10 protein-coding genes and 1 pseudogene are annotated in these 9962 nt (G+C 49.9%); 7 read left to right on the top strand and 4 right to left on the bottom strand.

Translation table 11 applies throughout. The annotated features are described in order from the left end of the window. Both A9587_RS15865 and A9587_RS15860 read left to right on the top strand, forming a co-directional pair. A pseudogene (locus tag A9587_RS15865) lies at window positions 1–213 on the top strand (RHS repeat-associated core domain-containing protein); the annotation flags it as partial. 309 nt (window positions 214–522) lie between these two features. After that, window positions 523–1107 carry a hypothetical protein gene (locus tag A9587_RS15860; protein ID WP_105264019.1) on the top strand — a complete coding sequence of 195 codons (585 nt, stop codon included), beginning with the start codon at window positions 523–525 and terminating at the stop codon, window positions 1105–1107. A 55-nt stretch (window positions 1108–1162) separates the two neighbouring features. Here A9587_RS15860 and A9587_RS25700 read toward each other — a convergent pair whose 3' ends face one another. Together A9587_RS25700 and yafV are read right to left on the bottom strand one after the other, a co-directional pair. After that, on the bottom strand, window positions 1163–1339 hold the full coding sequence (locus tag A9587_RS25700) for a SymE family type I addiction module toxin (protein WP_442899307.1): 177 nt from the start codon (window positions 1337–1339) through the stop codon (window positions 1163–1165). Between the two features lie 16 nt (window positions 1340–1355). Then, complete coding sequence (yafV, locus tag A9587_RS15850) at window positions 1356–2126, bottom strand: 2-oxoglutaramate amidase (RefSeq protein ID WP_105264020.1); 771 nt, start codon at window positions 2124–2126, stop codon at window positions 1356–1358. Between the two features lie 180 nt (window positions 2127–2306). Between yafV and ivy the strand changes: the two genes are divergently transcribed. After that, window positions 2307–2753: an Ivy family C-type lysozyme inhibitor gene (gene ivy / locus A9587_RS15845; protein ID WP_016248344.1), complete on the top strand. Its 447-nt coding sequence runs from the start codon at window positions 2307–2309 to the stop codon at window positions 2751–2753. Window positions 2754–2959: 206 nt separating this feature from the next. On the opposite strand, the gene fadE is transcribed toward ivy, so the two are convergent. Beyond that, on the bottom strand, window positions 2960–5404 hold the full coding sequence (gene fadE / locus A9587_RS15840) for an acyl-CoA dehydrogenase FadE (RefSeq protein ID WP_105264021.1): 2445 nt from the start codon (window positions 5402–5404) through the stop codon (window positions 2960–2962). A gap of 239 nt (window positions 5405–5643) precedes the next feature. On the opposite strand from fadE, the gene lpcA reads away from it, so the two are divergent. Both lpcA and A9587_RS15830 read left to right on the top strand, forming a co-directional pair. After that, window positions 5644–6222 carry a D-sedoheptulose 7-phosphate isomerase gene (lpcA, locus tag A9587_RS15835; protein WP_000284053.1) on the top strand — a complete coding sequence of 193 codons (579 nt, stop codon included), beginning with the start codon at window positions 5644–5646 and terminating at the stop codon, window positions 6220–6222. Window positions 6223–6424: 202 nt separating this feature from the next. Continuing rightward, window positions 6425–7192 (top strand): class II glutamine amidotransferase, encoded by a 768-nt coding sequence (locus A9587_RS15830; protein ID WP_001515775.1) that lies wholly within the window; start codon window positions 6425–6427, stop codon window positions 7190–7192. Here the strand turns inward: A9587_RS15830 and dpaA are convergent. Next, on the bottom strand, window positions 7163–7903 hold the full coding sequence (gene dpaA / locus A9587_RS15825) for a peptidoglycan meso-diaminopimelic acid protein amidase (protein ID WP_001225687.1): 741 nt from the start codon (window positions 7901–7903) through the stop codon (window positions 7163–7165). The genes A9587_RS15830 and dpaA overlap by 30 nt on opposite strands. Before the next feature lie 312 nt (window positions 7904–8215). Here dpaA and A9587_RS15820 point away from each other — a divergent pair, with 312 nt between their 5' ends. Together A9587_RS15820 and rayT are read left to right on the top strand one after the other, a co-directional pair. After that, on the top strand, window positions 8216–8968 hold the full coding sequence (locus A9587_RS15820; RefSeq protein WP_123057392.1) for a C40 family peptidase: 753 nt from the start codon (window positions 8216–8218) through the stop codon (window positions 8966–8968). A 175-nt stretch (window positions 8969–9143) separates the two neighbouring features. Next, window positions 9144–9641, top strand: a complete 498-nt coding sequence (gene rayT / locus A9587_RS15815) for an REP-associated tyrosine transposase RayT (protein WP_016248347.1) — start codon at window positions 9144–9146, stop codon at window positions 9639–9641. Window positions 9642–9962: the final 321 nt, after the last annotated feature.

Raw genomic sequence — 9962 nt, 5'->3', positions numbered from 1 at the left:
GCAACAGCGGGGCGTACTTTGAACAGCCGCTGCGACTGCCGGGGCAGTACTTTGACGAAGAAACGGGGCTGCATTACAATCTGTTCAGATATTATGCGCCGGAGTGCGGGCGGTTTATCAGCCAGGACCCGATAGGGCTAAGAGGCGGGTTAAACCTTTATGCTTATGCGCCGAATCCGCTATCATGGATCGATCCGCTGGGCCTGACTCCATGTGCAAATGGGGGGAATGCCAAAAAACATGGTGGCACAGGACATAATAATTTTATTGATAATCTTATTGCGGATGCTCGCAGTCAGGGTGCTACAAATATCAGGAAAAACCAATGGCAGGTAGATGTTAATGGAAATGTTGTTGGTAAAAATAGGCCGGATGTTCAATTTGATTTAAATGGTAAACATTATAATATTGAGGTTGATACAACAATAAAAGGCAGCGTTGGTCACCAAAATACTATACCTATACTTGATCCCAACTCAAGAAATACATTTTGGCTAATTGATGACTTAGGGAATATTTTAAATGGCCACTCAATCATCTGATAATAAAAAATTAGTGTTTGCTGTAGTGAACAGTGATTTTAATGATATAGAAAGAACTATCCATAATGGATTGAACTGGCCGAGTGAGCCAATAAGTAATCGAAAGCTTATTGAGGAAATACACTTGACGATTCAACGTGGTGGGGCCTTGCCGTCCGAGGGAGTTTTCTATTATCCGTGTATAAATGACAGCAAATTAATTTTTCTGTCTAATTTATCTGATGGATGGGACTCTTTACTTTATTGCCTGTCAAAAAAGAATAAATCTAGCTATCTACTGTTTAGGTTATTGATGGGGGAATACCCTCTGATGGAAATGAGTTTTATTGAGTCAGGAAAAACAATACGTTTAATTAGAGTGATAAAAGAAAATAAATGGATTTTTTATGAGGTCGGGGAACCGTTATGGTTTGAAGAAAAGGAAAACTATTCAAAAAGAAGAATCGCAGATAGAATTACTTATGATCTCTTACTCTCCTATTCAAGGAAAAATGGCATTGACTTTGATTCCCCCGCATTTTTTAAAACGGAAAAAGAATCACTATGGTTGAATGAAATACGATAGTTTATTTAAATAAAAAGCCGGGAAAGAAATTAAACCTTCCCGGCTTTTTTATTATTTAACTCTCGTTCATCACACTAAACATCCCGTCCCGCATCCCCTTAACAGACTGTTTAACCTGATAAATTTCCTTCCTCAGTTCCTGTACTTCGTCGCTTTCTGCGATCAGGCTTAGGCATCCCTCCGAGATCTTCACGGTAAGGCCCGTGCCGATCTCAACTCCCGCTTCTCTCACCTATCTGGCGCTGATTTCACCACAACCTAAACTCATCCGCATCCCGCCATGCCGGAAATTTTTCTCTATATTCCCTTAACACAGCCATCGACAGCTCCGCATCAATGCGCGTTGCCTGATGCGCGTCGGCAGTAGCGATAATCTCGCCCTGTGGATTAATCACCCGGCTGTCGCCGCGATAGTGGCAGCCGTTGCCATCGCTGCCGACGCGATTACATCCCGCGACATACGCCTGATTCTCAATCGCGCGGGCCGTCAGCAATGCTTGCCAGTGCAAAGAGCGCGGGGCAGGCCAGTTGGCAACGTAGATTGCGAGGTCATAATCATTGAGATTGCGCGACCACACCGGAAAGCGCAGGTCGTAGCACACCAGCGGCAAAATACGCCAGCCGCGCCATTGCACAATCACTCGCTCATTGCCTGCTTTATAATGCAGATGTTCATCCGCCATCCGGAACAGATGACGTTTATCATAAAAATGCACCGTGCCGCCTGGCCCTACCAGCAAAAATCGATTAACCGAACCAGCGTCCGTTTGCAATGCAACACTGCCTGCAATCAGCGCATTGCACTGTTGCGCTTTAGCGGTCATCCAGTTCACAACATCATCTTGCGCTAGCGATGAAACCGCAGCTTCCATGGCAAAGCCGCTGGTAAACATCTCCGGTAGAACGATCACATCGCGCCCGGTAATACCTTCCAGTTGACGATCAAAATGGCGCAGGTTGGCAGGACCATCCATCCACACCAACGGTTGCTGCAAAAGCGTAATCTTCAAACCAGGCACGGTGTACAACTCCTTTATTTGAGGGGTTTTATAACTTTAACTCTTTATCGGGTTATTACCTTACTGCGGTAGAGATTGATAACAAATGCTGATATTGGAAATATCTTATTTGCAAATTACTGTGTTATAGCCAATCTTTAGGGCGTTAATAACATGGGCAGGATAAGCTCGGGAGGAATGATGTTTAAGGCAATAACGACAGTCGCCGCTTTGGTCATCGCCACCAGTGCAATGGCGCAGGATGATTTAACCATTAGCAGCTTGGCAAAGGGTGAAGCCACCAAAGCAGCGTTTAATCAGATGGTGGAAGGGCATAAGTTGCCCGCCTGGGTGATAAAAGGCGGTACTTATACCCCCGCGCAAACAGTGACGTTGGGAGATGAGACGTATCAGGTGATGAGTGCGTGCAAACCGCATGACTGCGGCTCGCAACGTATTGCGGTGATGTGGTCCGAGAAATCTAATCAGATGACGGGGTTGTTCTCGACCATTGATGAGAAAACGTCGCAAGAGAAGCTCACCTGGCTAAATGTGAACGATGCGCTCTCGATTGATGGTAAAACGGTGCTGTTTGCAGCGTTGACCGGCAGCCTGGAAAACCATCCGGATGGTTTTAATTTTAAATAATCAGCGGATAAAGAAACGGAGCCTTTCGGCTCCGTTCTGATTGTTGACAAAGTACGCGTTGTTCATGCCGGATGCGGCGTGAACGCCTTATCCGTCCTGCAAAATCGTGAAAATTCAATATATTGCATGAATCACGTAGGCCTGATAAGCGTAGCGCATCAGGCAATCTTACGTTTGTCATCAGTCTCAAATGAAACCTTTCGGCATTACGCAGCTTCAACTTTCCGTACTTTCTCCGGCAACTTTACCGGCTTCGTCGCCAGCTCTTCCGGGTCAAAGTCATCAACGTTAATACTGCGCAGACGGCTCTCTTCTGCTTTTACCAGAATGGCGGCTTCATCTTTATCAATCAGCCCCTTCGCCAGCGCGTTGCGCGCCAGTTCATCCAGACGGGTAAATGGCAGGTTTTTACCCAGCTCTTTACAGATGCGCTGATGAATGGGGTCGGCGGCAATCACATCCACCAGTGCCTCTTCCAGCAAACCAACCGGATTATGCTCGCTCGGCGTCAGATACTGACCGCGGCCAATGCGTGAACGGGTGGCGTTTGGCACTTGTAAAATCTTCGCCACTTTATGATCCAGCTTGTCAGACGGTGCCAGATAATGACGTCCGGTCGGGAAGATCACCACATTCAGCAACCCGGCAACCACGCGGTTCGGGAAGTTTTGCAGTAAATCGTCCATCGCCTGTTCAGCCTGATACAGTGCATCCTGTACGCCCCAGTGCACCAGCGGCAGGTCAGCTTCATTGCGGCCTTCATCGTCATAACGCTTCAGAACGGCGGAGGCGAGGTAAAGCTGACTTAAAATATCCCCCAGACGTGCCGAGATACGTTCACGACGTTTCAGGCTGCCGCCCAGTACCGCCATCGAGACATCAGAAAGCAGGGCGAGGTTGGCGCTCAGGCGGTTCAGGTGCTGATAATAACGTTTAGTCGCATCGCCGGTTGGCGTGCTGCTGGTTAAACCGCGCGTCAAACCAAGCCAGAAGCTGCGAACTTTGTTGCTACCGACGTGACCGATATGTTTGAACAGCAACTTATCAAATGCGTTAACGTCATTATTTTTCGCCGCTTCCATCTCTTCCAGCACATACGGATGGCAACGAATCGCTCCCTGACCGAAGATCATCATGCTGCGGGTCAGAATGTTGGCACCTTCAACGGTGATGGCGATCGGCGCGCCCTGGTAAGCTCGTGCCAGGAAGTTGCTCTGCCCGAGCATAATGCCTTTACCGCCGGTGATATCCATCGCATCAATAATCGACTGCTGCCCGCGATGGGTACAGTGATACTTAACGATAGCCGACAGCACGGCGGGTTTTTCACCGAGCATAATGCCGTAGGTAATCAGCGATGCCGCAGCATCCATTACGTAGGCGTTCCCGGCAATACGCGCCAGCGGCTCTTCAATCCCTTCCATCTTACCGATAGAGATTTTGAACTGACGACGAATGTGAGCATACGCACCGGTTGCCAGAGCCACCGACTTCACGCCGCCGGTTGAGTTGGAAGGCAGGGTGATGCCACGGCCCACCGAGAGACACTCCACCAGCATCCGCCAGCCTTGCCCGGCCATTTTCGGGCCGCCGATAATGTAATCGATCGGTACGAAAACATCTTTGCCGCGTGTCGGTCCGTTCTGAAATGGCACGTTCAGCGGGAAGTGGCGACGACCAATTTCCACGCCCGGCGTGGTGGTTGGGATTAGTGCACAGGTAATACCTAAATCTTCATCACCGCCGAGCAGTTTTTCTGGATCAGAGAGCTTAAACGCCAGTCCGAGCACGGTCGCAATCGGTGCCAGCGTAATGTAGCGTTTGTTCCAGGTCAGACGCATTCCCAGCACCTGCTGCCCCTGCCATTCACCCATGCAGACAATCCCGGTATCTGGAATCGCACCCGCATCGGAACCCGCTTCCGGGCTGGTCAGTGCAAAGCAAGGGATCTCCTGACCACGCGCCAGACGTGGCAGATAGTGATTTTTCTGCTCGTCAGTACCGTAATGTTGCAGCAGTTCGCCCGGACCTAATGAGTTCGGCACGCCGACGGTAATCGCCAGGATCCCGCTCACGCCAGAGAGCTTTTGCAGCACGCGAGACTGGGCATAAGCCGAGAACTCCAGCCCGCCGTACTCTTTTTTGATGATCATCGCAAAGAAACGATGCTCTTTCAGATATGCCCACAGCTCCGGCGGCAGATCCGCCAGCTCATGCGTAATCTGGAAATCATTTGCCATCCGGCAGGCTTCTTCTACCGGACCGTCGATAAACGCTTGCTCTTCAGCAGTCAGGCGTGGTTGTGGATAGTTATGCAGCTTTTTCCAGTCCGGTTTGCCCTGGAACAAGTCACCTTCCCACCAGGTGGTGCCTGCATCAATCGCTTCTTTCTCGGTGCGCGACATCGGCGGCATCACCTTACGGAAACCACGAAACACCGGCGCAGAAATCATCGATTTACGCATAGGCGCAAAGTTAAACGGCACGAGGATAATGGCCAGAGGCACCAGTACCCACGCCGACCACAGACCTGCGACGCCGAGGGCGGCTGTCCAGGCGAGCAAAAGCAGACTGCTGAAAAATAAGCTCACGCGGTGATAAAACAACGCGCCGAGCAGGACAACCGTAGCGAGAATACTCAAAATCATCATAACGAAAAGCCCCTTACTTGTAGGAGGTCTGACCACTTGTGATGATATGGTTGTAGTAGATGTAAAAATATTTAGCAATGTATTTACAATATAATTACAACAAAGCTCACATTGTTGCTGTTTTTATCCCCACTTCAGGTCAAAAAGTCCTGGCCATTGCGCTGCCCTAGACTTCTCGCTTCTGGCGGTATCCGGTACACTGCATTTTGTCTATTTAATTTATGCTGAAGGATATCCTCATGTACCAGGATCTTATTCGTAACGAACTGAACGAAGCGGCGGAAACGCTGGCTAACTTTTTAAAAGATGACGCCAATATTCACGCCATTCAGCGCGCGGCGGTCCTGTTAGCAGACAGCTTTAAAGCCGGTGGTAAGGTGCTTTCCTGCGGCAACGGCGGCTCCCATTGCGATGCTATGCACTTTGCAGAAGAGTTGACCGGTCGTTACCGTGAAAACCGTCCGGGCTATCCGGCGATTGCCATTTCTGATGTCAGCCACATCACCTGCGTCGGTAACGATTTTGGATTTAACGATATTTTCTCCCGCTACGTTGAAGCGGTAGGCCGCGAAGGTGACGTGCTGCTGGGGATCTCCACTTCCGGTAACTCTGCAAACGTGATCAAAGCGATCGCGGCGGCGCGTGAGAAGGGGATGAAAGTGATCACCCTGACCGGTAAAGACGGCGGCAAAATGGCTGGCACAGCGGATATTGAAATTCGCGTTCCGCACTTTGGCTATGCCGACCGTATTCAGGAAATTCACATTAAAGTGATCCATATTCTGATCCAGTTAATCGAAAAAGAGATGGCTAAGTAAGTCTGGCGTAGGCCGGATAAGGCGTTTACGCCGCATCCGGCATTTGTGCGCTGATGCCTGATGCGACGCTGACGCGTCTTATCATGCCTACAAATCTGTACCCGAACTGTAGGCCGGATAAAACGTTTACGCCGCGTCCGGCCAGAAAATCCTTAAACCAATCTTCGCCGGGGGCATTCCCCTGCTGTTGTGGAGGTTACCGATGTGCGAACTGCTCGGGATGAGCGCCAACGTCCCAACCGATATCTGCTTTAGTTTCACTGGGCTTGTGCAGCGCGGTGGTGGAACCGGGCCGCATAAAGATGGCTGGGGAATCACTTTTTACGAAGGCAAAGGTTGTCGCACATTTAAAGATCCACAACCCAGCTTTAATTCCCCCATCGCCAAACTGGTTCAGGACTATCCGATAAAATCCTGCTCGGTAATCGCTCATATTCGCCAGGCGAATCGGGGCGAGGTGGCGCTGGAAAATACTCACCCGTTTACCCGTGAACTGTGGGGACGCAACTGGACGTATGCGCATAATGGGCAACTGACGGGCTATAAATCACTGGAAACCGGCAACTTTCGCCCGGTGGGCGAAACCGACAGCGAAAAAGCCTTCTGCTGGTTGTTGTATAAATTGACGCAGCGTTATCCGCGCACACCGGGCAACATGGTGGCGGTATTTAAATATATCGCCTCACTGGCGGATGAACTGCGGCAGAAGGGCGTCTTCAACATGCTGCTTTCGGACGGACGTTACGTGATGGCGTATTGTTCAACCAATCTGCACTGGATCACCCGCCGCGCGCCGTTTGGCGTGGCAACGTTGCTGGATCAGGATGTGGAAATCGACTTCAGCTCGCAGACCACACCGAATGATGTGGTCACGGTGATTGCAACTCAGCCGCTGACGGGCAATGAAACCTGGCAAAAGATTATGCCAGGCGAATGGCGCTTATTTTGCCTCGGGGAGCGTGTAGTTTGATGCCAGTTGTGGTTGCACCACTTCGTGGCTCAACGGCTTGCTGACCACGTAACGGCCATTGACGACAGAAACCGTCGGTGGCTTACGAGTCTGTTCAAAGTAGTCGTAGCCCGGCTTCAGTTGTTCCCAGAAGTCCTTAAAGTTGGAATACTTATGGCGCTTCATATTGGCGTCGGTCATGCGGAAAGGATAAATGCTCACCTGCACACTCGGCTGACCAAACACCAGTGCGCCAGTAACGAACTGGAAAATCTCATCAATACCCTGATTGGTCATCGCGTAGCAACCGATAGAAACACAATCGCCGTGAATCATCAGGTATTTCCCTTCGTAACCATGCGCGCGGTCATAGGCGTTGGGGAAACCAATATTAATTGCTTTGTAGTAACGGCTGTCTGGTTTTAATTGATTACGCTGAACGCTATAAAACCCTTCCGGACTTTTGAAATCGCCCTGACGCTGTTTGGGGCCTAACCCGCCGGAATATTTACAAATTTTGTAGCTGTCGAGTAATTGATATTGCTCGCCCATTTTGACGTAGAGATCGAGCGTGCGCTCTTCCTTGAAGATTTGGATGTAGACAGGGGAGCCCATCAACTGCTGCTTATACTCTTTGCTCACTGGCGTGGTGGAACTACCGCTGCCCAGCAAACTGGCAAACGAAACGCACGGGATCAACAACATCGCAAGAATTAATGCGATTTTACGCATACTGCTTATTCCTTGATAAAACGGTTACACACGCCAGGGCGGCAAAATAGATCCCAAATCGGAATAGTCTGGATTTGGAAGGCTCACATTAGCACCAAAAGAGTTTTACGCAAGCCTGTCGGTGCTGGGTTTACAAATTTAGCATAAGGGGCGATTTTCAAAAGTCCGAAAAGCGGCTGTATAGCGGATTTATTACTTATTTCCTAAGGTTATGAAACTGCAATAGTAATATGCAAATAAGCGATTAATAATCCTATTTACCCACCCGCTCCTTTAAAATTATCACCTTCATTCAGCCAGTTTATATCCTTCATGTATTCGTTCTCTCACGGCAGATTTCTGCGCCTGGGCGTGTTTTCTTTGTCCCTTTGGCTTCCTATATTTGCCAACGCCACTCCCGCATCACACACCTCCTTCAGTTACGCCGCCCGCCAGCGGATGCAAAACCGTGCGCGATTGCTAAAGCGATACCACGCGCATCTGAAAAAACAGGCCAGCTACATTGTAGAAGGGAACGCACAAAGCAGAAGGGCGCTGCGCCAGCACAACCGCGAGCAGATAAAACAGCATCCAGAATGGTTTCCTGCGCCGCTCAAGTCGAGTGACAGACGCTGGCAGGCGTTGGCAGAAAACAATCATTTCTTAAGCAGCGACCACCTGCACAATATCACTGAAGTGGCGATCCACCGCCTGGAGCAACAGCTTGGTAAGCCTTACGTCTGGGGCGGCACGCGGCCTGATAAAGGCTTCGACTGCAGCGGGTTGGTTTTTTATGCCTACAACAAAATTCTCGAGGCGAAGCTCCCGCGCACGGCCAATGAGATGTATCACTACCATCGGGCAACGATTGTGGCGAATAACGACCTGCGCCGGGGAGATTTGCTGTTTTTCCATATCCACAGCCGCGAGATAGCCGATCATATGGGCGTGTATCTGGGCGATGGGCAATTTATCGAGTCGCCACGTACCGGCGAAACCATTCGGATAAGCCGGTTAGCTGAACCTTTCTGGCAGGACCATTTTTTAGGTGCTCGGCGGATTTTGACGGAAGAGACGATTTTGTAGGACGGATAAGGCGTTTACGCCGCATCCGGCAATTGTGCTCCGATGCCTGATGCGACGCTGGCGCGTCTTATCATGCCTACAAATCTGTGCATTTTTGCGAGCCGCTTTCCCGATATAACATAACCTCATTGTCGACTTTTCCTTTTCTTCTTACCGTTGAGAAAAAGGAGTCGCTATGTCTGAATATCGTCGTTATTACATCAAGGGGGGAACCTGGTTTTTCACGGTAAATTTACGGAATCGTCGAAGCCAGCTTTTGACCACCCAGTATCAGATGCTCCGTAACGCCATTGTTAAAGTTAAGCGAGCCAGACCTTTTGAAATTAACGCCTGGGTAGTTTTGCCGGAGCATATGCACTGTATCTGGACATTACCCGAGAGCGATGATGATTTTTCTTCTCGCTGGCGGGAGATTAAAAAGCAATTCACCCATGCTTGTGGATTGCAAAATATCTGGCAACCGCGTTTTTGGGAGCACGCCATCCGCAATACCAAAGACTATCGCCATCATGTTGATTATATTTATATAAATCCAGTAAAACATGGCTGGGTAAAGCAAGTAAGTGATTGGCCATTCTCAACGTTTCATCGCGATGTCACGAAAGGGTTATATCCCATCGATTGGGCGGGAGACGTAATGGATTTTAGTGCCGGGGAGCGTATCATTTTGTAATTGTGCGCTGGTGCCGGATGCGCTTACGCTTATCCGGCCTACAAATTTGTGCCTTAACGGTAGGCCGGATAAGGCGTTCACGCCGCATCCGGCAATATGCACCGATGCCGGATGCGCTTACGCTTATCCGGCCTACAAATCGTGCTTTAACCGTAGGCCGGATAAGGCGTTCACGCCGCATCCGGCAATATGCACCGATGCCGGATGCGCTTACGCTTATCCGGCCTACAAATCGTGTTTTAACCGTAGTCCGGATAAGGCGTTCACGCCGCATCCGGCAATATGCACCGATGCCGGATGCGCTTATGCTTATCCGGCCTA

Source organism: Escherichia sp. MOD1-EC6162, from assembly GCF_002965125.1.
GTDB lineage: Bacteria > Pseudomonadota > Gammaproteobacteria > Enterobacterales > Enterobacteriaceae > Escherichia > Escherichia marmotae.
The sequence above is the reverse complement of the archived record's forward strand: the minus strand, read 5'-3'. Positions and strand labels throughout refer to the sequence as shown.

Excerpts from the sequence above, each read along its gene's own strand:
- A9587_RS15860 (WP_105264019.1), top strand. The coding sequence starts at position 523 with ATGGCCACTCAATCATCTGATAATAAAAAATTAGTGTTTGCTGTAGTG.
- ivy (WP_016248344.1), top strand. The coding sequence starts at position 2,307 with ATGTTTAAGGCAATAACGACAGTCGCCGCTTTGGTCATCGCCACCAGT.
- fadE (WP_105264021.1), bottom strand. The coding sequence starts at position 5,404 with ATGATGATTTTGAGTATTCTCGCTACGGTTGTCCTGCTCGGCGCGTTG.
- lpcA (WP_000284053.1), top strand. The coding sequence starts at position 5,644 with ATGTACCAGGATCTTATTCGTAACGAACTGAACGAAGCGGCGGAAACG.
- A9587_RS15830 (WP_001515775.1), top strand. The coding sequence starts at position 6,425 with ATGTGCGAACTGCTCGGGATGAGCGCCAACGTCCCAACCGATATCTGC.
- dpaA (WP_001225687.1), bottom strand. The coding sequence starts at position 7,903 with ATGCGTAAAATCGCATTAATTCTTGCGATGTTGTTGATCCCGTGCGTT.
- A9587_RS15820 (WP_123057392.1), top strand. The coding sequence starts at position 8,216 with ATGTATTCGTTCTCTCACGGCAGATTTCTGCGCCTGGGCGTGTTTTCT.
- rayT (WP_016248347.1), top strand. The coding sequence starts at position 9,144 with ATGTCTGAATATCGTCGTTATTACATCAAGGGGGGAACCTGGTTTTTC.